Annotated in this window: 29 protein-coding genes; 14 read left to right on the forward strand and 15 right to left on the reverse strand. The window is 43.5% G+C overall.

Going from position 1 to position 26,958, the window contains the following annotated elements:
* Nucleotides 1–19 precede the first annotated feature (19 nt).
* The 3 genes from B5Y40_RS20370 (at nucleotide 20) to B5Y40_RS20380 (ending at nucleotide 2,440) form a co-directional block, all read left to right on the forward strand.
* Entirely contained in the window at nucleotides 20–1,222 is a 1,203-nt protein-coding gene (locus tag B5Y40_RS20370) for a chorismate-binding protein (protein WP_079688690.1), read from the forward strand.
* 58 nt (nucleotides 1,223–1,280) lie between these two features.
* The gene (locus B5Y40_RS20375; RefSeq protein WP_079688691.1) at nucleotides 1,281–2,117 is read left to right on the forward strand and encodes a class I SAM-dependent methyltransferase; all 837 of its coding nucleotides are present in this window, start codon (nucleotides 1,281–1,283) and stop codon (nucleotides 2,115–2,117) included.
* A gap of 137 nt (nucleotides 2,118–2,254) precedes the next feature.
* A complete protein-coding gene (locus B5Y40_RS20380; protein WP_079688692.1) occupies nucleotides 2,255–2,440 on the forward strand; it encodes a hypothetical protein in 186 nt (61 codons plus the stop codon).
* Here B5Y40_RS20380 and B5Y40_RS20385 read toward each other — a convergent pair.
* Nucleotides 2,431–3,651 (reverse strand): acetyltransferase domain-containing protein, encoded by a 1,221-nt coding sequence (locus tag B5Y40_RS20385; RefSeq protein ID WP_079688693.1) that lies wholly within the window; start codon nucleotides 3,649–3,651, stop codon nucleotides 2,431–2,433. The genes B5Y40_RS20380 and B5Y40_RS20385 overlap by 10 nt on opposite strands.
* Nucleotides 3,652–3,991: 340 nt before the next feature.
* Between B5Y40_RS20385 and B5Y40_RS20390 the strand changes: the two genes are divergently transcribed.
* From B5Y40_RS20390 to B5Y40_RS20415, 6 genes are all read left to right on the forward strand, one after another.
* Nucleotides 3,992–4,447 (forward strand): SPW repeat domain-containing protein, encoded by a 456-nt coding sequence (locus B5Y40_RS20390; RefSeq protein WP_185145740.1) that lies wholly within the window; start codon nucleotides 3,992–3,994, stop codon nucleotides 4,445–4,447.
* A 204-nt stretch (nucleotides 4,448–4,651) separates the two neighbouring features.
* The gene (locus B5Y40_RS20395; protein ID WP_079688694.1) at nucleotides 4,652–5,284 is read left to right on the forward strand and encodes a response regulator transcription factor; all 633 of its coding nucleotides are present in this window, start codon (nucleotides 4,652–4,654) and stop codon (nucleotides 5,282–5,284) included.
* A 667-nt stretch (nucleotides 5,285–5,951) separates the two neighbouring features.
* Complete coding sequence (locus tag B5Y40_RS20400) at nucleotides 5,952–8,876, forward strand: TonB-dependent receptor (protein WP_245840681.1); 2,925 nt, start codon at nucleotides 5,952–5,954, stop codon at nucleotides 8,874–8,876.
* Between the two features lie 13 nt (nucleotides 8,877–8,889).
* A complete protein-coding gene (locus tag B5Y40_RS20405; RefSeq protein WP_143785854.1) occupies nucleotides 8,890–9,390 on the forward strand; it encodes a hypothetical protein in 501 nt (166 codons plus the stop codon).
* 42 nt (nucleotides 9,391–9,432) lie between these two features.
* A complete protein-coding gene (locus tag B5Y40_RS20410) occupies nucleotides 9,433–10,617 on the forward strand; it encodes a pyridoxal phosphate-dependent aminotransferase (protein WP_079688697.1) in 1,185 nt (394 codons plus the stop codon).
* A gap of 71 nt (nucleotides 10,618–10,688) precedes the next feature.
* Nucleotides 10,689–11,903 carry an AEC family transporter gene (locus B5Y40_RS20415; protein ID WP_143785855.1) on the forward strand — a complete coding sequence of 405 codons (1,215 nt, stop codon included), beginning with the start codon at nucleotides 10,689–10,691 and terminating at the stop codon, nucleotides 11,901–11,903.
* Between the two features lie 55 nt (nucleotides 11,904–11,958).
* On the opposite strand, the gene B5Y40_RS29430 is transcribed toward B5Y40_RS20415, so the two are convergent.
* Nucleotides 11,959–12,114: a zinc ribbon domain-containing protein gene (locus B5Y40_RS29430; RefSeq protein ID WP_143785856.1), complete on the reverse strand. Its 156-nt coding sequence runs from the start codon at nucleotides 12,112–12,114 to the stop codon at nucleotides 11,959–11,961.
* A 173-nt stretch (nucleotides 12,115–12,287) separates the two neighbouring features.
* Between B5Y40_RS29430 and B5Y40_RS20420 the strand changes: the two genes are divergently transcribed.
* From B5Y40_RS20420 to B5Y40_RS20430, 3 genes are all read left to right on the forward strand, one after another.
* Nucleotides 12,288–12,671: an SRPBCC domain-containing protein gene (locus tag B5Y40_RS20420; protein WP_079688698.1), complete on the forward strand. Its 384-nt coding sequence runs from the start codon at nucleotides 12,288–12,290 to the stop codon at nucleotides 12,669–12,671.
* Nucleotides 12,672–12,788: 117 nt separating this feature from the next.
* On the forward strand, nucleotides 12,789–13,604 hold the full coding sequence (locus tag B5Y40_RS20425; protein ID WP_079688699.1) for a helix-turn-helix domain-containing protein: 816 nt from the start codon (nucleotides 12,789–12,791) through the stop codon (nucleotides 13,602–13,604).
* Between the two features lie 38 nt (nucleotides 13,605–13,642).
* A complete protein-coding gene (locus tag B5Y40_RS20430; protein ID WP_079688700.1) occupies nucleotides 13,643–14,155 on the forward strand; it encodes a DinB family protein in 513 nt (170 codons plus the stop codon).
* 18 nt (nucleotides 14,156–14,173) lie between these two features.
* Here B5Y40_RS20430 and B5Y40_RS20435 read toward each other — a convergent pair whose 3' ends face one another.
* From B5Y40_RS20435 to B5Y40_RS20445, 3 genes are all read right to left on the reverse strand, one after another.
* Nucleotides 14,174–14,395: a VF530 family protein gene (locus tag B5Y40_RS20435; protein WP_079688701.1), complete on the reverse strand. Its 222-nt coding sequence runs from the start codon at nucleotides 14,393–14,395 to the stop codon at nucleotides 14,174–14,176.
* 11 nt (nucleotides 14,396–14,406) lie between these two features.
* The gene (locus B5Y40_RS20440) at nucleotides 14,407–14,601 is read right to left on the reverse strand and encodes a YwbE family protein (RefSeq protein ID WP_079688702.1); all 195 of its coding nucleotides are present in this window, start codon (nucleotides 14,599–14,601) and stop codon (nucleotides 14,407–14,409) included.
* A gap of 77 nt (nucleotides 14,602–14,678) precedes the next feature.
* Nucleotides 14,679–14,918 carry a hypothetical protein gene (locus B5Y40_RS20445; RefSeq protein WP_079688703.1) on the reverse strand — a complete coding sequence of 80 codons (240 nt, stop codon included), beginning with the start codon at nucleotides 14,916–14,918 and terminating at the stop codon, nucleotides 14,679–14,681.
* 507 nt (nucleotides 14,919–15,425) lie between these two features.
* Between B5Y40_RS20445 and B5Y40_RS20450 the strand changes: the two genes are divergently transcribed.
* Nucleotides 15,426–16,004, forward strand: a complete 579-nt coding sequence (locus tag B5Y40_RS20450) for a hypothetical protein (protein ID WP_079688704.1) — start codon at nucleotides 15,426–15,428, stop codon at nucleotides 16,002–16,004.
* A gap of 163 nt (nucleotides 16,005–16,167) precedes the next feature.
* Nucleotides 16,168–17,076 carry a YihY/virulence factor BrkB family protein gene (locus B5Y40_RS20455; protein WP_079688705.1) on the forward strand — a complete coding sequence of 303 codons (909 nt, stop codon included), beginning with the start codon at nucleotides 16,168–16,170 and terminating at the stop codon, nucleotides 17,074–17,076.
* Between the two features lie 16 nt (nucleotides 17,077–17,092).
* Here the strand turns inward: B5Y40_RS20455 and B5Y40_RS20460 are convergent, their stop codons facing one another.
* The 10 genes from B5Y40_RS20460 to B5Y40_RS20505 all read right to left on the reverse strand — a co-directional run bounded on the left by B5Y40_RS20460 (nucleotide 17,093) and on the right by B5Y40_RS20505 (nucleotide 26,956).
* On the reverse strand, nucleotides 17,093–18,136 hold the full coding sequence (locus B5Y40_RS20460; RefSeq protein ID WP_079689282.1) for an MBL fold metallo-hydrolase: 1,044 nt from the start codon (nucleotides 18,134–18,136) through the stop codon (nucleotides 17,093–17,095).
* 147 nt (nucleotides 18,137–18,283) lie between these two features.
* Nucleotides 18,284–19,138 (reverse strand): hypothetical protein, encoded by an 855-nt coding sequence (locus B5Y40_RS20465; protein WP_079688706.1) that lies wholly within the window; start codon nucleotides 19,136–19,138, stop codon nucleotides 18,284–18,286.
* A gap of 66 nt (nucleotides 19,139–19,204) precedes the next feature.
* Entirely contained in the window at nucleotides 19,205–21,103 is a 1,899-nt protein-coding gene (locus B5Y40_RS20470) for a rhomboid family intramembrane serine protease (protein WP_079688707.1), read from the reverse strand.
* 69 nt (nucleotides 21,104–21,172) lie between these two features.
* Nucleotides 21,173–21,574, reverse strand: coding sequence for an alternative ribosome rescue aminoacyl-tRNA hydrolase ArfB (arfB, locus tag B5Y40_RS20475; protein WP_079688708.1), 402 nt, complete (start codon nucleotides 21,572–21,574; stop codon nucleotides 21,173–21,175).
* A 30-nt stretch (nucleotides 21,575–21,604) separates the two neighbouring features.
* The gene (locus tag B5Y40_RS20480; protein ID WP_143785857.1) at nucleotides 21,605–22,393 is read right to left on the reverse strand and encodes a Type 1 glutamine amidotransferase-like domain-containing protein; all 789 of its coding nucleotides are present in this window, start codon (nucleotides 22,391–22,393) and stop codon (nucleotides 21,605–21,607) included.
* A gap of 92 nt (nucleotides 22,394–22,485) precedes the next feature.
* Nucleotides 22,486–23,457 (reverse strand): NAD(P)H-dependent flavin oxidoreductase, encoded by a 972-nt coding sequence (locus B5Y40_RS20485; RefSeq protein WP_079688709.1) that lies wholly within the window; start codon nucleotides 23,455–23,457, stop codon nucleotides 22,486–22,488.
* Nucleotides 23,458–23,468: 11 nt separating this feature from the next.
* Nucleotides 23,469–24,284 (reverse strand): SDR family oxidoreductase, encoded by an 816-nt coding sequence (locus tag B5Y40_RS20490; protein WP_079688710.1) that lies wholly within the window; start codon nucleotides 24,282–24,284, stop codon nucleotides 23,469–23,471.
* A gap of 52 nt (nucleotides 24,285–24,336) precedes the next feature.
* On the reverse strand, nucleotides 24,337–25,536 hold the full coding sequence (locus B5Y40_RS20495; protein ID WP_079688711.1) for an OmpA family protein: 1,200 nt from the start codon (nucleotides 25,534–25,536) through the stop codon (nucleotides 24,337–24,339).
* A gap of 187 nt (nucleotides 25,537–25,723) precedes the next feature.
* Nucleotides 25,724–26,500 carry a 3-keto-disaccharide hydrolase gene (locus B5Y40_RS20500; protein ID WP_079688712.1) on the reverse strand — a complete coding sequence of 259 codons (777 nt, stop codon included), beginning with the start codon at nucleotides 26,498–26,500 and terminating at the stop codon, nucleotides 25,724–25,726.
* Nucleotides 26,501–26,584: 84 nt separating this feature from the next.
* Nucleotides 26,585–26,956 (reverse strand): VanZ family protein, encoded by a 372-nt coding sequence (locus B5Y40_RS20505; protein WP_079688713.1) that lies wholly within the window; start codon nucleotides 26,954–26,956, stop codon nucleotides 26,585–26,587.
* Nucleotides 26,957–26,958: the final 2 nt, after the last annotated feature.

The raw sequence follows: 26,958 nt of genomic DNA on the forward strand, positions 1-26,958 counted from the left end.
AAACAGAATACACGTCAGAATGAATAAAGTTGCTTCAGTTTCCACATCTATACTTCATGAAACTGAATACGTAGCGCGGCTCATTAATTACGCAGTTGAAAATCAATATTCAGTTGCCGTGTGGCGGCTTCCCAATGATCCGGTAAGACATCTTATTATTTCCCGCAAGCCGCAGCACTTAAAACGGGATGCAGCACTCGAAGAACTTGAACAAGGCTTCATCTTCGCTCCATTCGACCGAAACAATGATACGATATATCTCCCTGCAGACTATAAATTTTCTTTCGCCGATGGCGCTTTGAAACCCGCGGAAGACCCGGTAGAGGCAACCTCCTATACCTGGTTTGAAGAACAGTTCACAAATACTATAGCTCCCCACGATGCTGTAAAATATCACCGTATCGAGCAGAGTACACACCATACCGTTATACCCTATATTGATTTAGTAAAAAAGAGTGTTCATGAAATTGAAAAAGGAACTTTTGAGAAAGTTGTTCCTTCGAGATCCAAAGTAATCGATCTGCCGCTTGAATTTGATATAGTATATTCTTTTCAGAATCTATGCAATGCATATCCCAATGCGTTGATCTCTTTTGTAAGCTCACCACAAACCGGTAGCTGGCTTGGCGCTACACCGGAAGTACTGGTGAGCGTTGAAGACAAAACCATTTTTCGTACCGTTGCCCTGGCCGGCACGCAGCCGTACAACGCAGGTATAGATCTGAAATCAGTAGCGTGGACGCAAAAAGAAATTGAAGAGCAGGCGCTTGTTGAACGATACGTGATCAGTTGTTTTAAGAAGATCAGAGTTCGCGAGTATGACGAGTACGGTCCCAAGACGGTTGTGGCTGGTAACCTCATGCACCTCAAGTCAGACTTTACAGTAGACATGAAAGCCATCAACTTTCCGCAACTTGGCTCAGTGATGCTGCAGCTGCTTCATCCCACATCAGCAGTATGCGGTATGCCTTTAGAACCCGCGCTTGACTTTCTCTACGAACATGAAGGCTATAACCGACAGTTTTATGCTGGCTTTCTCGGGCCAGTAAATGTAGCCAACAACATCAACATCTTTGTTAACCTCCGTTGCATGCAATTACTCGACAGTAAAGCTATACTATATGCAGGGGCTGGTGTAACCGTTGATTCATCACCGGAGAAAGAATGGAATGAAACCGAGATCAAGTTCAACACATTGTTAAACGTTATCCGAAAAGCATAGGCAGGGTGTATATATACATTAGCTATTCAGCGGTATCTGTTATACCTTCATCGAACTTATGAACTCGTCCATTAAAGATGCTTCACACCCGTCTATAGTATATTATGATGGTGATTATCCTTCGCGGAATCAAACTGAATATCCGGAAAATTTTGATGAGGTCGTCACATACCAAGGTATAGCAGACGATGTTGATAAGTATATTCAGCTAACCGCGCAATACGGCAAAAAAGTACTGGAGCTTTGCTGTGGCACCGGCCGGATTTCAATTCCTTTGATAAACCAGGATTGTGTTGTTACAGCTGTGGATGCTTCGGCTGCTATATTAAAACAATTCCGAAGAAAGGTTGGCAGCATTCCATTTCCTAAAAGCGAAAACCTTTCTATTGTAAAGCAAGATGTAACACAGTTATCGCTTGACACGCGTGACTTTGATGTAGTAATCTGCGGCTTCAACAGCTTACTCTGTATAGCGGATTTCAATTTACAACTTCAGACTTTACGGAATGCTGCAGATCACTTAAGACCACATGGTCTGCTTGCCCTCGATATATGGAATCCGCTAGCTGTAAATTTATATGGTGACATTAAACCCGAACCATTCTTTACCCGCAAGAATCCTCACAACGGCAACACCTATACGCGTTTTGCAGCAACCGGACCGATGACTATAAACCAGGTACAATCCGTATACGGCTGGTATGATGAATTCAAAAAAGACGGTACGGTTACACGACAATCCTATCATATGGAGTGGCGTCTTATTTTTCGTTATGAAATACAATTGATGTTAGAGAGGGCAGGCTTTACACTGAAAGCGATCTACGGCGGAAATCACAACGAGCCACTGACTTCAGATAGCCTGAAAATGTTTATTGAAGCCGAGAAAGTTTAGTAAGAATTTTATCATAGAAGAAAGCCCGTTCCAACATCATTACCCTTGGAGATTTGTATTCGAATATAACCTTTACTATATTAAAGTATACAACCCCATTAAAGTATACAACCCCACGCCTCCAAACCTACTATCCGATGGAAAAAGTTATTTATTCATCCGAATTAAAGGAACAATTACAACTGGTAGCAAAAGCTACACAGGAATTAACCAAAGAAGACAGTTGTAAATCTCTGGAACAATTCCTGGCAGAGATCAGCTTCATTCAATATCTTCTTGATGAACTCAAGGAAAAAAGTCCTGCCGCGAATGATCAAAGATAGCTGAGCCACCATTGTTCACGGTGATTGATCTTATAGGTATCGTACCATTTACAAAGTGGATATAGTGCGAGCACCACAGCAATCCACACCAGGTATACTGTACCAAGACTAAAGCCATATCCCTTCAAAGCCGGTGAATCGGTAACCCAGGTATTGAACACCATGTCCGACAAAGTATATCCCGTAAGGATGGCAGCTATAACAGCCAGTATATGGATCACGTACAAGTGAAGAATATAATAGAACATGGGTACGCGGCCTAGTGAAACAAGTGCCTGTGTCAACTTTCCTTTATACCTCTCGGATATTGCCAGGAAAATCAACGCTGGTCCGAGCGTTATCAAAACATATAGTAAAGAGGGTGGATATTTGGTGACGTTGATGAATGAAAGAAACGTAAACAGAGGATCCTTCTGAACCGACCATGCATGCGGATCGCCATATATATTTAAAAGTCTGAGCAATACGAAGAGAACAACAGCCCCACCTCCGATGGAAAGAAGTATTCTCTTTCTCGTTGAAGCATCATACGTGGGTTGATACAACGAGCCAAAGCAATAGCCGAGTAGCATCACACCAATCCACGGTATAATCGGGTAGCCGACAAATACAAATGTGAACGGGAATCGAAATCCCCCTTGCTCATGCAAGAGCGACCAGCCCATGGCATCGGCTCCTTGTCCGGCTACATGAATCGGGTCGAGTATATTATGACCTGCAACTAAAAGTACTCCCAGCACCAGAATGGCTTTAAAAGGCAAATGAATAAAAAGTGCAAGTGAAATCATGCCGATTGCAAGCGCCCATATCACCGTGAGTGCAATCAATGAAAAATGAATATTGAAAAACCAGGCGAAGTTTAATACAGTAAATTCCAGTACGATCAGCCAGACGCCACGCTTCAAAAGAAATGCCGACAGTTCTTTTTTCCCTTTACGACTTCCTACCATAAAGGCAGATGTACCGGCGAGGAATACAAATACAGGAGCACAGAAGTGAGTGATCCACCGCGTCATAAATATAGCAGCCGTTGTTTTATTCAGGTCTGCCGGATTGAAAAGGAAAGCATCCGCATGAAAATAATCACGCACATGATCGAGTGCCATAATCACCATCACAAGGCCACGCAACAAATCGATCGATTCGATGCGGTTGGATGATTTAAGTGTGGTGCTAAAAGGATGAGGGGTTGTAAGGGTTACTGTGCTCATGGGGCGCGAAACTACGGATAAATGATAATGAGTTTAAAGCGGCGGTGGAAATATAAATTTTACCAGTTCAAACGTAATCAGCAAGGAACAGGTTGACACTTTCCTTGAAGGATATACATGAATAATTTTCATCCAAACCGAAATTCTTTTCATTATCTATTTTCGATTGGGAATCAATTCTTTATAGAGACATAAGCGGACAGAATATATACAATCGTTGAAAAATATCTCCAATCTTAACGTCCAGGTATACACCAACCGATGCCGAACAAATCATTCCCACAGGCATAAAATTTACACCTGGATAATCCGTTACTTCCAAAAACAATTATAAAAGTATATGAGATTCATATCCACAAAAGTGCATGGCGTTCTGGACTATCTCGTGGGGGCAGCACTGATTGGAATTCCCTGGCTGCTTGGCTTCACGATCGATAGCCCTGAGACTTGGGTACCGGTTGCATTGGGCGGTAGCACTTTATTCTACAGCCTGCTTACGAACTATGAACCAGGTCTTATAAAATTACTACCGATGCCTGTTCACCTAATTATTGATTTTTTATCCGGTGTTCTGTTGGCGGCATCACCCTGGCTTTTCGAATTTGCCGATCATCTTTACATTCCGCACGTTGCCTTTGGCGCTTCTGAAATTATAATCACACTGCTAACGCGAACTGTGCCCGGTAAGAAGTCTTCAGCCAATCAAAAGGTAAAAGAAGGGGACGATAGCACCTTGCGTAAAAGTCCATGGGTGACAAAGGAGCAAAGGGGTCCTTGGGTGACACCAGCCAAGTAACGTCAAGATTATAGTATAGAAGCTTGTTACCCGTGAGGGCGACAAGCTTTTTTTATACTATTGGTCGTCATTAGTATACATTTAGCGAATAAAGAGTTAACATATACTTAATTCAATCGATTGTAAGAAATTGACGAAATATTTTATGCGGTTATCAAACCATTGCTGGTTTATAAACTACCATGAATAGTTATATTTACTAACATGGTAAAGATAGCCGTACTTGATGATCACGCCCTGTTCAGAATTGGCTTAATGACTCTTCTCAAAGAAGAGCCACGTTTTGAAATAACAGGCGAATACAAAAGCTTCAATGCTATAAAACCATATGTCTCAACACTTGATGCACACCTGGTGCTTGTAGACATCTCTCTTAATAAACAAGCAGGCTTCGATGTCGCCAGCTATATCAAAGTACATAATCCCAACATCCGGATAATTATACTTACCCTGTTAAAAGAAGAGTGCCACATCATGAATGCTATGGAAGCTGACATTGACGGCTATATCCATAAAGACTCGGAACCTGAAGAAATCCTTTCGGGGATAAACAGAGTGTTAGAAGGGGAGAAATTCTATTCACTCGAAATATCCAATCTGCTGATCACAAACCTTCATAAAAGAAATTTCAGAGGACTCCCCTTCCTTACCACGAAGGAAAAACAAATTATCAGGTATCTGATGGAGGGAAATTCAAGTAAAGAAATAGCGGCCATGCTTGATGTGAGTCCGCGTACCATCGATACGCACCGCGCGAATATACTTGGCAAGTTCAACCTGAAGAATACAACCGAACTGGTGACAAAAATAGCCGAGCAAAAAATCCGGATCTCCTGATTCAATCCCTCACCCATCCTCTCTTACTACTTATCGATTCATGCGAACGTGACATTGCTTGTGCGCAGTATTCGTTACAACGCAGCATAAAACTATACTATATTAAAAAATTACATAGCGTTTCGGTTTAACACCAAGTATATAGTATATTTCCGCTAACGTTGTAAAAAATCGCATTACAATTTTTTCTGCGCATTACCTACAAACCGATCCGTAAATTCTTCAGCTTATTGCTAGGTAATATTGCCGATGCATCCGGTATATCTCTCATCTTATCTTACTCATGGGATTGCTTTACCAAATCAAAAACATCAAATATAGCAAGCTATCGTTTGAAAAGTGATCCCGGGCGAGTTCGCTATGTGTAGCAAAGGTGGAAGGGTTGAATTCAGGTTCCGCGAACAGACGTCTCATTCATTGACCTAATTAAACCTATAAATATATATGAGAAGAATACCACCACATCCTAAGATTTAAAGTGTTGTACGCTTCTTCAGCAATCGTCTGAAGATAGCCCGGATACGAATTGCTTTATAGTACCGACTCCTGTTGGTTAACAGTCGTGAACGCACACCGCGTTCATACACTCGTGTATTGTCTTTTTGATAAGGTGAAAACGCTATATATAACGAGTCACCTCCGTATTCATCAACACTAAATAATGAACATGAAAACAGTTCTACCATTACTACTAGTCATTGTATGTATTTTACCAACCCTGGCCCAGGAATCTAAAATAACAGGCAAAGTATCGTCCACTGTCGATGGTGCTCCCTTACCCGGTGTGAGTGTTATCCTGAAAGGTGATGCCGGCAAGGGTACACTTACCGATGCACAAGGTATATATACCATCACCGCGACACCGAATGATATATTGGTGTTCTCTTTCATCGGCTTCAAAACGAAAGAAGTTAAAATAGGATCGGAAACAACCATCGATGCTCCTCTGGAGGAGACCTTAAATGAGTTGAGTGAAATAGTTGTTACCGGCACACGAAGCGTGGGGCGCACGGTGCTTGAAACACCTGTGCCTGTAGACGTGATTCCAATCCAGGATATTATGGGAGAGCTTCCGCAAATAGACCTCGCGCAAATGCTCGCTATACTTGCTCCAAGTTTCAATGCAGTGCGGTCGCAAGGCGGTGATCTTGATTCTCACGTTGATCCGGCTCAGCTCAGAAACCTGGCGCCTAACCAGACACTCGTACTGGTGAATGGTAAACGAAGACATACTTCTTCCCTTCTCATTATTACAACTGCCGTTGGAAGTCCTTCTACCTCTGTGGATCTGATGACTATACCAGCCTCTGCTATAGAAAAGGTGGAGATCCTTCGCGATGGTGCAGCAGCACAGTATGGCTCCGATGCAGTCGCGGGTGTAATCAATATAGTATTGAAAAAAGGTACTGATAAACTTACCGGAAGCTTTACCGGTGGCGGATACCTGAACTCCGGAGGCGATGCCGGTAGTCTGACTGACAAGGGTAATCCGGATGGGTATAATTATCAGTTGACGGCAAACTATGGATTCTCCCTCGGTGCGAAAGGATTCATTAATCTTTCCGGGGAGCTCACACAACGGAGGCCAACACTACGTCCTTTTGTAAACGACTGGGAAGTATATGACGCCACCTATCTGAATAATGAACGAACGGATAAATATGGCAATCCCGTCATTACAAATCCTGAGCTCATTGCTGCCTTGGGAAGCGGTAATGAAGCACTGGCCTCTTCTGTAAAAACATCTGAAGGATTGATGGCTGCACGTGGCCTGGAGCCTGAAGACTTCGCAGTATATGCTGGTATGCCGGCTATAACATTGGGAAGTACATTCTATAACGCGGAGTACGCATTAAGCCCCACCACTACCTTATATGCCTTCGGAGGTATATCTTATAAATTCCTGGAAGGATATTCGTGTTATTTCAGAAGGCCCGCACAAACCGATCGCTTTAATTATTTACTATATCCCAATGGATTCAGACCACAGATGACTTCCAACACCGCGGATTACTCTTCTACGATCGGACTTCGAAGTAAAGCAGGGCTGTTCAATATGGACTTCAGCAATACGTTCGGTAGAAATAAAATGCGCATCGGTATGGTGAATACTTTCAATGCGTCACTCGGTTCTAATTCACCGGTGGAAATGAATCTGGGTACACACCAGTTCTCGCAAAACACTACAAACCTTGACTTCTCACGTAACTTCAAAGATATAGCGCATGGACTAAATATAGCCTTCGGTGCTGAAATGCGCGTGGAAAATTACAAGATCCTGAAGGGACAGGAAGAAAGTTATACCACGGGAGATGCCGGTACATTAACGATCACACAAGATGGACTTTTAGTGGGTCCCGATGGAAAACCCCTGGAAGATGGCAGCAGCACTCCTATTGTTGATGCGAATGGAAATCCGGTAGCAGTACAACGTGGAGACCAGGTCATCATAAAATCACTGGCATCCAATTGCCAATGCTTTGCAGGATTCGGTCCTAAAAATGAACGCGATGAGTATAGAACGAACGTTGCTGCGTATATAGATGCTGAGCTTGAGCTTTCTGAAGCTCTACTTATAGCAGGCGCAGCGCGTGTTGAAAATTACTCTGACTTCGGAGGAGTCGTTACCGGTAAATTTGCAGCGCGATATTCTATACTTAAGAATCTTTCGCTTCGCGGATCGATTTCCAGCGGATATAGGGCACCCTCTTTACAGGAACTAAACTATACACATACCGCTACCGTATTCCTCCCGGATCAGAATGGCGTACCACAGCCCGTTGACTATACTACCTATCCTACCAACAGTACAGCGGCACGGGTACTGGGCATCAAAGAGCTTTCCCAAGAACGCTCCAAGAGTATAGGAACAGGCCTCACCTATCAACCTATCATTGGCTTTGAGATCACCGTTGATGCCTATCAGATCGATGTAAAGGACCGGATTTTCAGAACGAACAGCTTCAATGCTGCTGAGGTTGGCAATAACTACGATGAAGTAATCGGAGCACAGGGCGAAGCGCAGTTCTTTGTGAATGGAGGTAATGTACGATCAAAAGGTATAGAGCTCGTGGGTAATTATACTACAAGCCTTACCGGCAATTCTCAGATCAACATAAACCTGGCGGCTATATTTAGCAAGAACGAACTTATCGATACCAAGGTGGTCGATCTGAATGTTGAGAACCTGACAGACGAACAACTTGTTGAGAAGTATTTGAACCGATCTGTTATAGGTCAGTTTGAGACGGGTACACCCCGCACAAAACTGATCGGTTCTGCAAATTACCGCTTCGGAAAGTTCTCTTCTATGTTCCGCGGTACCTACTATGGAAGTGTTACTGAACTTTCAACCGTTTCCGATGCCAGCGGAGTATATTATGATCAAACTTTTTCGGGACAGACTATATTTGATATGAGCATCAGCTACGACCTTACCATGAACCTAAAACTGTCTGTTGGCGGCAACAATATATTTGACAAGTACCCAGACATCATGCGAGAGGAGAACAGAGGTTTCTACCTGTACTCCAACAGCCAGCAAGGTTCCAATGGCGCATATTACTACGGACGGATTTTATTCAACTTCTAACCTGTAACAGCTGATGAAAAATTTACTTCTTACAACGACCCGGATGATGTTTATACTTATACCGGCTCTTCTATACTTAACCGCATGTGAGCAAGATAATGTTGAACCTGAGCTAAACACCGCTCCGGGAGGTGGCACACTTTCGGTATACAAGGCCTATACTCTTAACGCTGTACAGGGAAATATAGAGGGACGTATTGTATTCTGGAAAGACAATGCTAAAAATACACTGGTGCAGGTTTCGCTGTATAATACTACCAGCGATAAGTTTTATCCTTCCGGGATCTATAGCGGGAAAGCGGAAGATGCTTTGCTGACCGAGCTGCAGCCCCTATACTCTGTCAACGGCAGCACCGGTGAATTTGGAACTTCTAAATTCTATGTCATTACCAGCAAAACATTTTTTGATGAGCTTGAAGAGTACGATGCACACGTGAAGATCTTTCTGGAGTCGAGCGTGATTGCTGCAGGTGATATAGGAGAAAATGCTACCCCGGTAGCGGCCAGTGAATAGAAAACCAACTCAACAATATATTCCACCAAACAAACCAGTAACATGACAACACCGGGTATTAGTAGAAGAACATGGCTGAGACAGAGCGCTGTCACTGCAGGCGGCATTGTAACCAGTCTTGCATTGCCGGGCACCATCGAGGCGAAACCTGCCTTTGGGATGAAGCCCTATAAAGGACAATATCATCTGCTCGAACAATATCATATTGCTCCTTCGGATATGGAAAACCTGAAGGCGCGCTTGCTGGCAAATGAAAATCCGTGGGGACCTTCAAAGAAAGCAGTCGCGGCCATTGCAGAAAGTGCCAGTAAAGGCAACCGGTATGTATATAAAAGCTGCCTGAAGATGATCGAGATCCTGGCGCAAAAAGAAGGTGTTGCTCCGGAGAATATACTCCTGGCACCGGGATCAACCGATGTACTTGAGAAAGTAGCATTCGCGCTTTGTATGAAAGGCGGCAATGTAATTTCAGCAGATCCTTCCTATATGTCGCTGGTAAATACAGCCACGTCTATTGGTGCTACCTGGAAAAATGTACCGCTTCGCGCGGACTATGCGCACGACCTAACTGCCATGGCCGGCGTTGTCGATGCTGATACCAAACTGATATATATCTGTAACCCAAACAACCCTACCGGTACATTAACGCCTATTGAAGAGATCAAGACCTTCAGCAGAAAGGTGGCTTCCAAAGCTCCTATATTTATCGATGAAGCTTACCTCGAGCTATTGGATGAACCCGACAAGCAGACTGCCGTTGGCCTGATCAAGGAAGGACATGATGTGATCATCAGCAGAACTTTCTCGAAGATCCACGGTATGGCCGGATTACGGATCGGGTATATGGTGGCAAAACCGGAACGTGTTAAAATGATTCAGGACTTGGTGCGTACTGAAATGGGCATCAGCATTACCTCACTCGAAGGTGCGCTCGCCAGTATGAACGATATAGAGTTTCAAAACTATACACGCACCAATAACAAAAAGAACCGCGAGTACGTTTTTGCCGAGCTTACAAAAGCAAAAATGAATCCTATACCTTCCTATACCAGTTTCATTCTCTTCCCGATACAAATACCGGTAAAGGATATGATGGCAAAGATGCTTGAAAAAGGCGTAGGTATACGGGGATACGATATACACGGCAAGCCGTACGGCCGCGTTAGTATGGGCACCATGGATGAGCTCAAACTCTTTGTGAAGACTTTGAATGAAATTGTGAGTTGATAGCAATCATTCTACACGGTATATAGCCGTTCTGAAAGAGGCACACCGCACCGGCATGAGTATATATACTCATGCCGGCCGCGAGGGTGTTGAAGAAAGATCTTCCTGCATCAATCACCAACAATTCACCGATACTAATTATGAGTTCTGCCACCACAAAAACCATATCATTATTATTGCTTATTGTTATTGGCTATCTCTTTCGTAAAAAGATAAAGAATAAAGATCAGCGCGAAGGAATCAAGACCTTGATCCTGAGCCTGGCGCTGCCCGCGACTATATTTATAGCCTTACTGCAGATCGATTTCAAATCTGATCTCATCATCATTCCAATCTTGTCGTTAGGATTCAATATCGTTATGCATTTGCTGGTTGATAAGCTGCCCTTGCGTTCCGTCTTTCACATTCCGTTAAATCAGTATCGCACGCTCATCATGCTGATCCCTTCGTTGGCACCGGGGCTGTCATGCTTTCCATTCATCATGGAATATAGCGGACAAGGCCCGCTGGCAATGGCAGCATTGGCTGATGTTGGTAATAAGATCTTCGTGCTCATCATCTCCTATACCATTGCCATGAAATGGTATTTTGAAGTCAACAAAGAGAGTGCGCCCAACCAGAATAACAAAGTAAAAGATCTGCTGCTATCCTTGCTGAATGAGCCGGTAAACCTGGTCATTCTTACAGCGGTTGTAATGCTGTCGCTGGGACTTTCGTATGCTACTTTCCCTGAGTTTATACGCCTGAGTATAGATCGACTGAGCCTGATGATGACTCCATTGGTATTATTATTCATCGGACTCTCCATGCGGCTCACGTGGGACCAGGTGCGCACTATATTTTCATTTCTTTTCTTCAGGTCTGGTATAGCATTCCTGATCAGTGCATTGTTATTATACTTTTTCCCGGTAACAGATATACCTACCATCCTGCTCATGGTTGTTTTCCCACAAAGCGCCTGTAGCTTCTGGCCGTATGCGCATATGGCAGCCGTTGGACAGATGGAAAGTAAATCTTCAGACAAGCCTATATCGAGAACATTCGACCTGGACTTTGCTATGAATGTACTGGCGTGTTCGATGCCATTCTCCGTTATCCTTATCCTGATCATTTACGCCTCCGGAAGTTTCTTCGCGGTTACCTCGAATATATTTATATGTTCAGGAGTGTTGCTGACGATGGCCGTGCTGGTAGTGGTATTCTCTTCACGCATGATCGCTGTCTACAAAACAAAGGCAATGGAGATCGCTCCCAGCGTAGAGAATGGAGAGAAGGCTGCAGGATAAAATCTATCTATACAGGGATGTGTTTCTTCACAGAGTACATCCTTATATATAGCTTTCAGAACAGGATCAAATAAATGAACAACAATACCAACAAGAGCGCGACCCATTGCAAAGCCTTGCTCGATCGCGTAAATTCATATTGACAGATCGGGCAAATTTTACTTCGGGAGCTAACTTGCATCGCACAGGATGGGCATTCCTTCGTTTTCATATAGCATCTAAATGGAATGTAAATCTAGCGATAAATTCCGTTTCCTTTTTCCCGCTGACGTCTCCCTTGCTGTGTACTTCATCAACAAAACCCAGGACCACCTAATATATTTCATCCGGTATGCTGAACCGATAAATTTTTAACCTTAGGTTTGAGCAGAGTTTTGTTTCAGCATGAAAGATTTCAAAAAATACTACATCATCCCGGCATCACCGGAGTTTGTATACCTGGCATTGACCAACCCAACTACGATTCAGCTATGGTCAGGCGAACCTGCTGAAATGTCTACAGAGCCCGGATCAGAATTTTCGCTTTGGGATGGAAACATTGTGGGGAAGAACATTTCGTTTGAACACGAAAAGAAAATTGTGCAGCAATGGTATTTCGGTGATCAGGTGGAAGAATCAATCGTCACGATAAAACTGCATCCGGCTACGGAAGGCACTTCTGTTGAGCTGAGACATACAAATATACCCGACCAGGATTATGAAGATATTGTAGAGGGCTGGAACACCATGTATTTTGGCGCCTTACAAGAATTCTACGAAGAAGAATAAATCAATCCGTTTCAGCACTGGATATAGTATCGGCTAGCAGGCCTATACCCTTTTAGGGGTATAGCATGATTTTGCATTCGTGAAGTGATTATATTGGTATATCGATCACGGAATACAATGACGCTCCCTGCTATATCGCTGCTTGAAAAACAAGCGCCCTCAGCACCACTGAATGCCTTTGTTGAAGAATACCGCTACCGGAAAATCTCCTTGCATGATAGCCATACCATCATCAAAGAGATGCCTTGTCGTGCGGCAAACTCACTTGATTTTTTTATAGGCGGAAGCTATAAAACTTTTCTGTGTTCTTCAGGGCAGCTCATTCCATTTGCGCGTTGTACCATTCGCGGCCCACGCACGTATCGCAAATATAGGATCGAGATCAATGAAGACTTTGCCTGTTTCAGTATCCGCTTCAAGCCCACAGGTATATATCAGTTACTGGGTATACCCATGAGTGAATTTTGTGATCAGTCCGTAGACGCTTCCCTTGTGATGCCTGCCTTGTTCAATGACATAACCGAACAGCTTATGGAATGCAAAGATTTTGATAGCTGCAAAAATATGATTGAGCCCTTTCTGATTAATCAGTTATCACTTCGATCAGCAGATTCCGCTTCAGAAAAACTCGCCACGTTGATCAAAGACGTGGCATCTGCCAGTCGTATCACATCCCTATATAAAGACATTCCGCTATCAGGCCGCCACCTCGAACGCAATTTCAGGAAGGAAGTTGGCGTATCCCCTAAGACCTATAGTAATCTTCTGCGCTTCGAAAAAGTAATGCAGGCACGCAAACAACGTCCCTCCGAGAAATGGTCTGTCATTGCCTACGAGTTCAATTACTTTGATCAGATGCATCTTGTAAAAGACTTCAAGAAATTTCTCAACATCACTCCCACTGCGTTTCGTCCTGGTGATTTTGCTTTTTGATATGCCATTCGTTGTGTCTGAATGTATATATTTGGTGAATGAGTGATACACGAGAAGTCTGGTTACGCGGACCCATTCCTGAAATCCCTGCATTGCTGCAGCCAGTGGCACATGCGATGCTACAGGCCACCGAAGAAATAAGAAAAGCAACTGCTGATTTTGATACCAATAAGCTATGGATCAAGCCCTATAGCCAGGCTTCTGTTGGTTTTCATCTTCAGCATTTATCGGGTGTACTCGACAGGCTCTTTACCTATGCACGTGGTGAAGCACTTTCTGAACAACAACTGAGGGCGTTGCAACTGGAAGGAGATTCATCACAAATCTATACCGCACAAGATCTTGTACGGGCGTTTGAGCTACAAGTGCAATATGCATTGCAGCAGTTACGTGAAACCGATGAGCGAACATTGCTTGAACCTCGCGGTGTCGGCCGGCAACAAATTCCTTCGAATGTATTAGGACTTCTCTTTCATGCCGCTGAACACACACAACGGCATGTCGGCCAATTGTTAGTTACCATTAAAGTGGTGAAAGAGAATAAAGTATAAATGTGAATGCACCTCGCGCTATGCCCGCTCGATGGTATCTATATAGAGCGCTTCTACTTTTGTTCGGGCCCACGGTGTTTTACGAAGAAACGTAAGGCTTGATTTTATACTCGGATTTTCATTGAAGCAACGAATAGTAATGCGATCACCGAGTTCCTCCCATCCATAATGATCTACTAAATATTGGACGATCATTTCCAAAGTCTTACCGTGCAGCGGATTGTTAGGCTGTTTTTCCATCTTCGTCAGAATTATTGAGTGATCTCCTGTACTCTGCCGATCTGACCATCCTCGAGGCGCACCTTAATACCGCGGTGATGTACAGGAGCGCTGGTAAGTATATCTTTTACTATACCTTCCGTTAAGGTTCCGGTCCGTTGATCTTTCTTCAAAACAATCTTAACCTGAATTCCTTTTTTAATATTGGCTCGTACTGTACCGTTCATTGTATATCGTAAACTATACCCGCAAAGGTAATGAACAGAAGCGTTTGAAAAAGTAAATTGGCGTTTGAAAAAAGATATCAGCTCTCCGTAATAACCGTGATGCCGGCAGCCTCATATGTACCCTTCGCATCTCTTTTAAGTTTCAGAAATACCTTGGCATCCGGATTACTTTCCATAAACTGACTATCTTGCTGCTTCCAAGTATATTGTGCTTCATGAAAGCCTTTTGCATGCACTGTGTCGCCAACAGAAATATCTACAATTGCTGTGCGGTCAATTTCAAATAACATTGTACTGCTTCCGATCTCGTATACCATGAATCCTGAAAGTTAAATTCAGGTTTACCAGTTAAAATATTATACCCGGTTAAAACAGCCATATATAGTTATAGCAGTACCTGTTTTCTTCTCAAAATGTGACCTGTAAAACCGTTTCATCGTGTATAAAGTAGGATTGCATTGAATGAATACATTTTACACCCAAAATCTTCACTTTAGGCATATATCATACATCATACCAAATCGAATTATATTCTGATTTAAGGATATTTAAAGCTTCTTTAACCTTAAAACGTGATTTTTAAGGACCGAAATCAGAATAATATTCCGTAACAACATTTAAACAGTAATAGAATTTGGTCCGGGGGCGCTTCTTCTCTCATCAGTTTTGCTCCGCCTGATCAGCGGAGAAGATTATCCTGATGATGCTGCCGGATGGCTTTCCTTACGCGAAGCAAGGGAACCATCGCTTTGCATGAGAAGCGGAGAAACGATTCTTCACCTTTGTATCGTCAATTAACAACGACATCATTTAACAACAACAATATGAACTCAAAATTCTCTGCCTTAGTTTTCGCTTTTATCATCATGTCTGCTACTGCATTTGCTGATGCTCCTGCATCACTAACGGTTATCTCTACCTCTACTTCTAGCGTTTACAAAATCTATTACAAAACTAAAGAAGTTGGTAAAGTAAAAGTATCTATCATCAACAGCGCAAATCAACTGGTTTTCTCTGAAGTATTGAGCAACGTTGCATCATTTGTACGTCCCTATAACTTCAGCGAATTAGCAGAAGGAGAATATACTATCGTTCTGGAAGATAAGAATGGTAAGCAAGTTGAAAAAGTCAACTATACCATGAATAGAATTGTTAGCTTCATTAAAGTTACTGAAGTTGCTAACGATCAGAATAAATATATGTTGAATGTAGCGAACAACGGATCAGAAGTTGTTACTGTAAAGATCTTCGCGAACAACGCTTTGTTGCACAAGCAAGATGTTCAGGTTACAGGTTCTTTCGGTTTGATCTACAACCTGAGCCAGGTAAAAGCAACAACGGATTCTAAAATCACTTTCGAAGTATCTACCAGCAGCGGAAAAACTGAGATGATCACTTTCTAAACATATAAAACATTATAGGTTAAAAGCCACCAGGTCTCTGGTGGCTTTTTCTTTTAGTATACTTTGAGATGGTTTATAGAACATGATTACTCATCGCACTGTTCTTTGGAATAATTTTTTGATAAGATCAATCAGATGATTTTCCAATAAAACAAAGTGTTCCATGCGTGTGATACCTCTTCTGAAAAATTTCTGGTCGTTGCTTAAAAGTACGTACAGGCAATGGAATGAGCGCGACCCTTTCAGCAACAGCGCTACGATCGCATACTATACTATCTTTTCACTTCCCGGATTACTGGTAATCATTATCAATCTTGCCGGATACTTTTTTGGTCAGGAAGCTGTCACCAACCAGATCTCAGCACAGATCAATGACATGATCGGGACAGGCACTGCGAAAGATGTTGAGTCTATCATTGCGAAAGCAAGTGAAAACAAAGGATCAACACTTGCATCGATTATTGGTATAGCAACCTTGCTCTTCGGTGCAACAGGCGTGTTCTATAAACTGCAACAGATCCTGAACCAGATGTGGGAAGTAAAGCCACAGCCCAAACAAAAATTTCTCAAGCTCATTCGCGACCGGATTTTTTCATTCGGATTGATTTTGGTAGTCGGATTTCTTATGCTGATCTCATTAGTGATTTCTGCAGGACTCAGTGCTGTGCGCGATTGGGTTGTCGGCTATTTATCGGAATCACTTATCATCGTTTTCAGAGTGGTAGATATTGTAGTATCGCTTGGCATTGTCACATTACTCTTTGCGGCCATCTATAAATTTCTTCCCGATGCGCGAATCCGTTGGAAGGACGTATGGATTGGTGCAACGCTTACAGCCATACTATTCGTAATCGCGAAATTTGCACTGGGATTTTATTTCGGCAATGCCGACCCTGCTTCTACCTATGGAGCAGCAGGGTCAGTGATATTAATCATGCTTTGGGTTACGTATGCGGGAATGATTCTCTTGTTTGGGGCTGAATTTACACAAGTATATGCAACCCGCTTTGGCAAGAAGATCGAGCCAACAGAAGGCGCGGTTTCCACTTCGCAGGAAACCGTGCACTCCTGAGCCTTCCAAGTATATATCAGTTAAGCAAGTGATGCAACGCATGCCGCGACTTACCCTTGAGAGCACTACTCAACAGATCGTTTCCTATACTACTTTTACGTTCCGCTCTCTTTTTAGCCTGATAGTATATCAGGAAACCAACCGATAAAACGGCAAGCGATATACCCACCACTTTTAAAGCTGTAGGATAACTCGTTTCAACAGCAGGCGGCAGATATACTACACCGGTCTCGTCTGTTACAGCAGGCTCATTTACATAGCGGCCATGCTCTGGCTGCGCGAGTTTTTCAAAACGTGTTGAAAGGCGTTGTAAAGCAAGTTGCATCTCTTCACCCTGCATCGGTTCTCCATGACCTGTCGCTATAATTTGCGGATCAAGGGCTGCAAGTTTCAGTACTGATATTTTTGCTGAGGCCCAGTTGCAGGTGAAATACTTGGGTGGCCCTGACAGTTGCTTCTTATAAGACAATGCATACAAAGCCGATTCAGGTCGTGTTGTTACAACGGCATCGCCAGCAATTAACACCTTGTCGCTTTCGCGGAATAAACTGATATGACCCGGTGAATGTCCGGGAGTATGTATATATCTCCAACCGCTAAGTCCTGGTATAACGTTATCGCTATTATCAAGAAGCGGCTGAATATAGGGTTGTATATCTATAGGTCCCTTCGGATACATCCACGACATAGAAGACATCAATCCACCACCCACGGTGGGGTCTGCAGGAGGATAAGATGATTTACCTGTAAGATATGGCAGTTCCAGCGTGTGAGCGTAAATAGGAACACTCCACTCCTGCGCGAGCGTATGCAATGCACCAACATGATCGAAGTGACCGTGTGTAAGAATGATTCCGGCAGGCTTGCTGCCTTCACCAAACAGATCGCGAGCCATTGCTTTGATCCGTGGTGCTGACCATTTTAAACCTGCATCCACCAGGAACCAGGCTTTCGTTTCACTGTCCTGAATAAAATAATAATTTACAAAGACATCTTTCTTCCCCCACACTCCTGGAGCAATGGAGTAATCATACGCTGAAGGTTTCGCTGGTATATTCATATCAACAGGCTTTTTATAATCCTGTTGATAAAACATAAAAAACATGCCCGCCCCAAAAGGACATGCCGGTATGGGCAACTCCGTTACGGTATAGTACTGAGAATGATGTTGATGAATGTAGTTACAGAATATAGTTCAGAACTCGCTTTAAGAGCGGAACCACTTCCAGAATTTCCCCAACCAGGTTGTGGGAGTTTTGTCAAGATGATCAGAAGTCATCTGCATCACGGGTTCATCGATCAAACGCGCGGGCTTTGTAGGAACAGAAGCTTTAACGCGTTGCTGATAGTATAGCGTACGTCTCTCCTTTTCACGTTTTGCTTCTTCCTCACGTTTTAATTCCGCTTCGCGTGCTTCATGTTCGCGTTGTAACGCTATAGGATTTCTTCGTGGCTGTTGGCTTCTGCGTTCGGAAGTATAATTCTTTCTTCCCTCAGATCGATTCCTGGTTGGTCTAACAGGTGCAGGTTCCTGAACTTTATCTTCCGGGGTTGCTGATGTTTCTTCTTCAGGGAGTTTTGCGATCTCTTTTTTCTTCGGTTCCGGAAGTTCTATTTTACCCAACACTTTCAATCCGGCCAATTCAACTTTAGGAGCTTTGATAACTTCCGTCTTGTCCTCGATAACTTCAGTCTTATCGTCCTCCTGTACATCAGCGACAATAATCTTTGTCTCTGCAGGTGCCGACTGAATTTCCTCTTGCAAAGAGGGTATAATTACCGGCTCTGGCTCAACCACAACCGTTTCTATAGCAGCCTCTGGCTCGAGGTTATTGATCTCGATGATATTTTTATCGGATACAACTTCCTGTACTTCTTCAACAGCCGGTTGCATAATTTCTTCCAGACGTGCAGGTGCAAAGTGTTGAATCACACGCACTACATACTCGTCATCTAACCGCGCATTCGTGCCGTCATCAATGCGGATGTTGCTCGTTGCCAGAAAATCAACGATTTCAGCAGGTCTTACTGCCAGTTTTCTGGCCAATTGTCCTAACCTCATAGGATATACTTCATTAAACGGGTGCAAATATACCCATAGAAACAGTACGAAGACTTAGTCGTTCGATTAAAAATCAATGGATACCACACCGTAGCCTTCCACAGGCTCCAGTCCGTGTTCTTTCGCAGGAATCCACGATGGACCTTCCAGCAAGATTTGCTTTGCTTTTTTATCCACCTCTTCGGATACACTCGTCTCTACTTGAATATCGGCTATCAACTTATCCGTTGTAACCCTGAATGACAATCGCACAGTACCTTTCTCCGAGCTCTCAAACTTCTTTACCGCTTCCTGAAAATACTGTCCAAGTTTCGTATAGCCTCCTTCGGGCAACGGGTATAAACTACTGGCGTCATATACTACACCTTCTCCCTTTATACTTCTCGACCTGCCATGAAGCAATTTCCCCTGGTGATAATTCTCTTCATAATACATTTCTCCGTTTTCATGGCGACCATACCAGTATCCTTCTTTGTATCCATCTTTATACTCGCCTTCGGTTGCCACAACTCCATTCGCATAGCGTTGAATCTGTTTGCCTTCACCATCTTTCACCCATTGATGGCCTGTCGAGTCCCAAAAGTTCTTTAGAAAATAACGATCGGTATAGTATACTTCACTTTCCAATCGTCCATTAGTATGATAGGTCTCCCATTTTCCGATGCTCCTGTTATCTTTATAGCGACCAGCAGAGGTATAGGTGTTGTGATCTGAGTAATATAAAAACACGCCATCGCGTTTATCGTCTTTATAAGATCCCTTCATTTGTATAACACCGTTTGCATAGTGGTCGCGCACAGCTCCTTGCCACAAACCTAATGAATCGCGATAGCCAATCCGGTAATATTCAGCGGGTGGCCCCGACACTTCTTCCCAATTGCGATCGTACCATACCGTTGTCATTTTCATGGGAGGCTGATCAGGTTCAGGCTCCTCTTTCTCAACGCGTACCCGCGTCATCAGTAAAGGGTAATCCAGCGATATAAAAGCCTTCAAAGAATCCTGCGCCAATTCTATACTATCCAGGTATATATAGGATTCACGATCAATCATCGCTACGCGCGCGATATTGATTTTCTTGCGTAATGCTATATACCGCTTTAGCTTAAAGGTATCAGGTTGCAAGGCTTCCGGTATATATTCCTGCTCCTGCAAGAGTATACCGGCAGTATCCCACAACATCGTATTTTTCCGGAACGCATCGGCAAAAGCCTCATCCGACAGGTTCTTCTTATCGAAGACCGCATTCGCGGAATCTTCTGCCGCCAATACTTTCTGAAAGAAATCAAAGTAATGTACCTGGTAACGAGGAAGCGCAAAATATAGCAGTATAAGGATTGGAACGAATGCATACTCCACTAAAACCTTGTGAAACGACCGGGTGAACACCAGCGTAAATACCGCCAGTACGATACCGGCCGCAAGACCACCGAAGTGTGCCGCCTGATCTCCATTGAGTGCAGCAGAGAATAATGTATTAATACCCAGAAAAACAATGAAAGTAATCAGAATGGGTACTGCAGAAGTTTTCTGTTGCCTGCTATAGTATAGATTGAAAACAAGCAGAAATCCCAGTAGTCCGAAAAGCGCTCCTGATGCTCCCACCCCGACATTAAATAAATGCCAGTACAAACTACTGTATGCAGCGGCTATACCCGTGCTAAAATATACCCATAAGAATTTCTTCGTTCCCACTTTTTCTTCCAACTCACTTCCCACCAAGAACAACGCACTCATGTTTAGGGCGATGTGTAGTAAATGTCCATGCATAAACATGTGCGTGAACAATCTATACCATTCATCGCGCAGTACATAGGGATTAAACAGCGCTCCACGTTTCAGGGCATTCTGACTCCAGGCAGGTTCATCAAGCGTGCCCGTCTGAAAATACATCACGACAAAAACACCGATGTTAACAACCAGGAGTATAATGGTGGCCGGGTATTTCTTTATAAACGCTAGCATGACGGTGCCTTCATTAAATTGGTGGGCTAAACAGCAAATTTATACCAGCTATACAGTTACAGTATAGATCTATTCGTCTGGTCCTTTTCTCCATTTCTTTTTCTCGGAGTGAAGCTTCTTCTTCTGAATCCGGTTTTGAACCGATGTTTTGGAGGGCTTCGTGGCCTTACGCGCTTTCTTTTTTTCAAAGGCCTTCGCGATGACCTTTTGGAATTTCAGAATTACGGCTTCCTTGTTATCAAGCTGCGAGCGTTTATCCTGTGATGTCAATACCAGTACTCCCTCCGTTGTAAGGCGGGTGGCCAGTTTCATAGCCAGGATCTGTTTTTCTTCTTCGGTGAGAATAGATGAATTCGCAACATCAAACTTCAACGTTACTTTCGTATTTACTTTATTTACATTCTGCCCGCCAGGTCCGCTGCTGCGCGATGTACTGAAAACTAATTCTCTGCTTAACTTTGTTGGATCCATTGCGTGGATACGGATTTATACCGGTATATGTTACTTGATAATTTCCTTTACTAATTTTCGCTCTTTTGCTTCTCCGTTTTCTTCGTAGACGTAGTAAGCGTTACTTTCTTCTTTCAGAGCGATTACTTTCTTCACTTCGTTATCTTCAAAATATATAGCAGCCTGATCATCGCAGGCATAGCCCGGTTTAAATTCCCTGGACTTTATATACGAGTGATAGAGCGGTCTGCGCGTAGGCTCCGAATCATAATGTGGACAATGACTTCCTTTGATAAAACCCAGGCATTCCACCTTGGATATATCTTTCGGACGTGAATCAGTAGTACCGTGTTCGAACCAGCAAAGTGAGCCTGCGCTTCCACCAGCCAAAACAATTCCTTTGTCCCACGCCTGGCGTAAAATGGTATCTATACCCTGCGCCTTCCAGATGGCCATCATGTTCAAGGTATTGCCACCTCCTACTACAATACCATCCATGCTCAGTAAAACTTCTTCAAACGATACCTTCTGATTATAGCTGCTGATAAACATACGTTGTACAAAAGGCTTTACGTCCAGCGGAGCACAAGTCTCAAACCAGTTTGCAATACCAAACGGATTGTCGGCAGATGCCGTGGGTATAAAACAAAGACGCGGCATACTTTTACCCGTAAGCCCAGCCATATATTTGATAAACGTTTGGTTATAACCTCCTCCGAAAATCAGGATTTTACGTTTGTTATTTTCTTCAGACATACTCATAGCGCTCGATGATGACAGTGGTAAATTCATTCCTACAAAGGTTGTACTTGTTATTCCGATAAATTTTCTTCTTTTCATACTCTTGAGAGGGTCGGGTTTGAAGAGCTGTTTTAAGATATATATTATTTGATACAAAATAAACCGATAGCAACGAAAAGCTTAAAAGTAAGTTAAGACTGTTTGTGAGCCAGGGTATATTCTTCTACCAGGGTGCGTACGATCTGCGCCATGGGCAACACACGTTTCACATGTTCAATGGCAGGGCCGGCACACCAAACGGTTTTATAGGTAGCACCAAAGGCTGCCTTCTCCACGGCCTTCATGCCGCGCAACGCGATCAGCATTTTAGCATACTTTTTTAAGGTCTTGTTATTATTCAGGATCCATTCCAGCAAGTTGGCTTTCGTACCAAGCTGTTGGACATAAGGCGTATTGATCACTGTAAGAGGTGAACCGGACAGCTTATTTGTGCGAACTATATCTTTTTCACCGTAATCAATCATCGCCTGTTTATACTCAGGAGATATATCGGATTCTTCACACGCTATAAAGATGGTGCCAACCGATACACCCGCAGCTCCCCAATCTATAGCCTGCTTTATGTCTTGTCCGTGTGCTACACCACCTGCAGAGATAATCGGAATGTTGCAATGCTCTTTTAGCTCAGTAATCAATTCCTGTGGAGATAAATTTCCTGCATGGCCCCCAGCCCTGGCGTTGACAGCGATCACGGCATCAGCTCCCAGCGCTTCTACTTTTTGTGCGTATTGCAGATCCACTACATCACAAAATACTTTTATACCCAGTGGACGGCATCGCTCGATTACTTCTTTCGGATTACCAAGCGAAGTAATGATATAGTCTACTTTCAATTCCAATAAGGTATCCAGCTGACTTTTATACTTTGGGTTTGATTTGTTCACGATCAGGTTAACACCAAACGGTTTTGATGAAAAGGCTTTGATCTCCCGGATGGCAGCCCGCAATTCCTGGTCGGTTCTATAGTTCAACGCCGGGAATGCCGCTGTAACGCCCTGGCTAAGGGCCGCCTTGATCATCTTTGTGTTTGAGATCAGGAACATAGGAGCGACAATGACGGGGTATTCGATTCCCAGGAGTTTATCCAGTGTGATGTTCGACATGTATATATAGGTCAGCGGTTTTGTGATTGTGCAGTACTTGCTATAGCAAGTGGATCGTGGTGAATAAATGTATAGTTTAGTAGTTGCTTCAGCTTCTCTGAACTCACAATTTTAGATTTGCTGCTATCGGACTCAACAAATGTCGGAGGTTCCATATCGAGTATTTCACTGGCACGGGTATAAAACTCTTTTCGGGTTGGATGCAGATCTGCACATGCGTTGAATACTTCATCCCAGATTTGCTGTTCAATAATTTGTTTGATTATATCAATGCAATCATCCAGATGAATAATGTTGACAGCATGGTTTTTACCTGCTAGATCTTTTTTACCGGAAAGAAACCTCCCGGGATGTCTGCCGGGCCCAACAAGTCCTCCGAAGCGAATCGTGGTCGTTACAAACTGTGCATTGATTATCGCCTCTGCTTGCGCGAGATAAGAATCCTGCGCAGCATCTTCTTCGTGTACTATACCGTCACGATCCGGGTAAACTGCTGTTGAGCTTATATATACTATATTGGAAATGCTACCACGCTTTGCTTCCTCCAATACTTGTTCGAGTAGCGCGAGGTACGTTTCCGGTGAACTTGATTTTATCCGTGGTGGTATACTGATGATCAGTATATCCGACTGAAAAAAAAGCTGAAGGTCTTTCCCTTCTGCACGCGGATTGAATTTTAACAAGTATGGCTTTATACCGAGCTCCGTGAGTTCGTTAAACTTCACTTCCTGTGTAGTAGACCCGGCAACGCTATATCCCGACCTGACAAGTTCTGCACCAAGCGGTTTCCCCAGCCATCCGCATCCCAGGATACTAATCGATCTCAATGTATTATTTCTTTAAAGGGTCTGGTCAGCGGACGCATGTATATATATACCGTCAGTTTGCTGTAATTTCAATTTCAATACGATCGTTCAGTTTGGCACTCGGTCCGTTTTCAGGCGCAAGCATGTTCTGTGAACCCCACGCATAAATATCCGCTCGGCTTTTATCTATACCGTGGTCGATGAGATAATTCTGTACAGCCAGTGCACGCAGCCTTGAAAGTTCCTTGGCATTGCCGGTAACTTCTTCAGCACCCTTTGTTGTAAAATAATTTTTGGATTGTCCTACCGCTATGATCTTCTTAGAATTCATGGTGTTGCAATGACCGTGAATTTTGATCCTGTAATTCGGATTATTCGTCATCATGCTGACGAGTTCATCTAATTCGCTTTTAGATTCCGGTAACATCACCACAGCATCTTTATAAAAGGCCACATGGTACATAACGGATACATCACCCTTCTTCATGCGTTCCAACGTATAAGGAATAACCCAGGCACCTTTTGAATCTTGTACCGCACCACCTTCGATCGTTGACGGATTGTTGTAGTCCATAAACCGCACAACTTCCTTATACCCAAAGATACCGCATACCAACGACATCGGATTGTTAGCGTTGGACGGACGAAGTATATCTATATACTTATCTGTTTTATAAGTCGCCAGGTCACGACCACGGTTAAAATCCACATTGTGTACTTCACCTTTCACTGGCTTGCCATCGGCCGTTTGCAACACGAATCTAAAAAGTTTGCCACGCACCACTGCGGGTACTTCGGGCTCCGCGTTCGCGGCACTATCCGGTGTAGCAGCCGGAATTTCAGCAACAGTCACAGTGTCAGCCGTTACGGGAGGAGCTACATCCGGTATAACTGCAGCGGTCGTGTCTTTAGGCGGATCAACTTGCACTACCGGTTTTTCTATTACGACTGGCGGCAATGCGCCACCTTCCAATACACCGGTATAAAGCCAGGCATCTTTAAATTCACTTTCTTTCTGAAGACTCGTGACCTTTGCTTGCACCTCAGCACGGTTTGTACTTTTAAGAGTATATACATAGTAGAGATGCTTCTTGTTATATAGTCCGTAATCTGCATAATACAGACGACTGCGGACATAGCCGGTAAACTTTTCCGCATTTATTTCTACGGCAAACACTCCTACTACAGCATAATGATACTGCTGCGCAAAAGTGGCCGAAGCAATGAGAACAAAAAATGCCATGACGGCCAAGCGGGTAACTATATTTTTCATAGGCTTTAGAGGGGGAATGCTGCTAAATTAGTAAAAAGGTTCTAGCTATGAGTCATCCTCCGTGAATTGATCCTGATTTTTACATTCTTTTCGTTAACGCTTGCATAATGTAGTTCGGGCTCATCGTGTGGATTTGAAAATTTTAAAAAGTTTTTTTTGAGTTCTTTCACACGGTATATCCACGAAATTAAAAATCAGTATTGGGCTCTCTCAAACTCAACTCCTCGATCCAGATATTACGAAAAAGAACATCGTGTCCTTCAGCCTGTAACTTCAAACCGCCCGGAACATCGGTAATACCTTTACCCCCATCATTGCCTCCATCAATTCCTGAATTAGCACCACCCCATACTTGCTGTATAGGTTGATTGGTATATACTTTCCGGCCGTTAAAGTACATGGACAACATCGCTTTTTCCGTGAGCTTTCCATTTTCAAATCGTGCAGCACGGAAAACTATATCATACGCATTCCATTTGCCCAGACCGTTGTATGCATCGTATGGTGATTCGGTTTCATTGATCACCGCTGCCATACCATGACTTGTGGAGTCACCATCCAACACCTGGATCTCATAGCGGTTTTGTAGATATACACCGCTGTTACCTCCCGGCTTTACAATCAGAAATTCAATGTGAAGTCTGAAATCACGAAAGTCTTTTTTCGTAACTATATCTGCTGTGCCGTATTTACCACCGGCAGCAGTAGGGTCGTTACCGTTCAGTACCGTGCCTTTATCAACCGGATCTTTCACGATGGTCCATTTTATAGGCAATGAAGCCGCCAGTCGCGGACCTTTCCAATACGTCCACTTCTCATCCAGCATCTTTCGCGTACCGTCAAAAAATATCTCTGCCTTTTTAGGGGCCTTCACCCCCACACCAACTTGTGCGTGTACCGGAAACGCGAACGCTATACTCACAATTGCCAGGAATATGATGCGTGTCTTGAGAGTCTTTTTCATTTTTTAAAGGTTATAGTTCTATACTTTGTTGAAACATCTATCAAAGATCATAAGGCCGGCCGCTATATATTATGAAGCACGGTATTATACCCAATTTCTTTTCTCAAAAAAACGAAAAGCAAGGTAACCCAGTCCTACCCCTATGGTATTGGCAACAACGTCTGCTATAGATGGACCGCGTCCGGGAACAAACTGTTGTAAAAATTCGATCATGATACCGAAGGCTGTACTATACAGTGTCGTAATCAAAAGCACCTTGGCGGGACGCCCGGTATAATCGCAGGTCTTCTTCAAGGCATAAGACGACAGCAGCATCAGTGTACCGAAAATAAAAAAGTGAACAACTTTATCGATTTGAAAGAACCCTACTTTCGGAAGGGTCTTGCCCGGAATCAATGTTACCACCAGAATTATAAACGACCACACCAACGCAGGCCAGGTATACCGAATCAACATAC

This window comes from Ohtaekwangia koreensis, from assembly GCF_900167975.1.
Classification (GTDB): Bacteria; Bacteroidota; Bacteroidia; order Cytophagales; family Cyclobacteriaceae; genus Ohtaekwangia; species Ohtaekwangia koreensis.